Below are 1,995 nucleotides of genomic sequence, written 5' to 3'. Positions count from 1 at the left end.
GGGACGAGGCGACCGGCCAGTTCTACCTGCACTACTTCTCCATCAAGCAGCCCGACCTGAACTGGGAAAACCCGAAGGTCCGCGAAGAGGTCTACGACATCATGCGCTTCTGGCTGGACAAGGGCGTGGACGGCTTCCGCATGGACGTCATCAACCTGATTTCTAAGGACCTCTCCTTCCCCGAGGACCCGGCAGTCCTCGCTGGCGGCCTCGACAACTCCCTGGCTGTCGCAGCCAACGGCCCGCGCGTGCACGAATTCCTGCAGGAGATGAACCACGAGGTCTTGAGCAAGTACCCGGTCATGACCGTGGGCGAAACCCCCTGCGTGACCGTGGACGACGCCGCACTCTACACCGGTTTCGACCGCAACGAGCTGCAGATGGTCTTCCAGTTCGAGCACATGGATGTGGACGCCTCCGAGGGTGGCGTGACCGGCAAGTGGTCCGACCGCCGCTTCAACCTGGTTGACCTCAAGAAGGTCCTGACCCACTGGCAGGAGGGTCTGCACGGCCGCGGCTGGAACTCCCTGTACTGGAACAACCACGACCAGCCCCGCACTGTCTCCCGCTTCGGTAACGACTCCCCCGAGTACCGCACCGTCAGCGCCAAGATGCTGGGCACCGTGCTACACATGATGCAGGGCACCCCGTACATTTACCAGGGTGAAGAGCTGGGCATGACCAACGTCTTCTTCGACGATGTCAAGGACTACAACGACCTGGAGATTCACGACTCCTGGCGCAAGTACGTCGAAGAGTCCGGCCGCGTCTCCGCCGAGGACATGCTGCGCTACATCAGCGCCTCCGGCCGCGACAACGCCCGCACCCCCATGCAGTGGAGCGCCGGCGAGAACGCAGGCTTCACCACCGGCACCCCGTGGCTGAAGCTGAACCCGCGCTACACCGAAATCAACGCAGAAGCAGAGCTGGCTAACCCGGATTCGGTGTTCTACCACTACCGCGACCTGATTAGCCTGCGCCGCGAGCACCCGATCGTCCTGACCGGCGAGTACCGACTCCTGGATGAAGAGGACGAGCAGGTCTACGCCTACCTGCGCGTGAACTCCGACGAGGACGCCGCCGCAACCGGCGAGCGCGCCCTGCTGGTCGTCGCTAACTTCACCGATGACACCGTGCAGCTGAACTACGCGGGCGGCAACCTGGATTCGGTGGTTCTGACCAACTCGCAGGCTCTCTCCCCGAACGAGCTGAAGGCTATCGAGAACGCCCCGAAGCTGATTAGCTCGAACTACCGCGATGAGAACCGCGAGTTCACCGACGAGGGCACCCTGTTGCGCCCCTACGAGGCGAAGGTTTACCTCTTCGGCAACGCCGAGTAGGCACGCCCCAAAAATGTAATGCGCGAGGGGGATCCGGAACAGACATTCCGGTCCCCCTCGCGCTATACTTCAATCACAGACACCTTTTCCCTCTTCGGCGTAACCGCCGGTACAGAAAGGCAATTATGAGCAACTCCGAGGCATACGAGGTTCCCTCCTACGAGGGCCGCCAGTGGTGGAAGGAAGCCGTGGTGTACCAGGTGTACCCCCGTTCCTTCAACGACGCGAACGGCGACGGTATCGGTGACCTGAAGGGTATCACCGAGAAGCTGCCCTACCTGGCTAAGCTGGGTATCAACGTCATCTGGCTCTCCCCTGTGTTCGACTCGCCGAACGTGGATAACGGCTACGACATTTCCGATTACTTCGCCATCATGAGTGACTTCGGCACCATGGAAGACTTCGACGAGATGTTTGAGACCGCCCACAAGCACGGCATCAAGATCCTCATGGACCTGGTCGCAAACCACACCTCCGACCAGCACCCCTGGTTCAAGGAGTCCCGCTCCTCCAAGGACAACCCCTACCGCGACTACTACATCTGGAAGGACCCGAAGGGCTTCGACGAGGACGGCAACCCGATTCCTCCGAACAACTGGGCGTCCGAGTTCGGTGGCCCGGCGTGGGAGTGGGACGAGGCGACCGGCCAGTTCTA

1 protein-coding gene and 1 pseudogene are annotated in these 1,995 nt (G+C 61.5%); both read left to right on the top strand.

Features of this window, described 5'->3' with window-relative positions:
* The coding region (locus HMPREF2894_RS02140) for an alpha-amylase family glycosyl hydrolase (protein ID WP_070677614.1) at positions 1 to 1,340 on the top strand (1,340 nt) is incomplete at its 5' end.
* Positions 1,341 to 1,465: 125 nt separating this feature from the next.
* Positions 1,466 to 1,995, top strand: a pseudogene (locus HMPREF2894_RS02135) (alpha-amylase family glycosyl hydrolase); the annotation flags it as partial.

Source organism: Rothia sp. HMSC066G02, from assembly GCF_001813145.1.
Taxonomy (GTDB): Bacteria; Actinomycetota; Actinomycetes; order Actinomycetales; family Micrococcaceae; genus Rothia.
The sequence above is the reverse complement of the archived record's forward strand: the minus strand, read 5'-3'. Positions and strand labels throughout refer to the sequence as shown.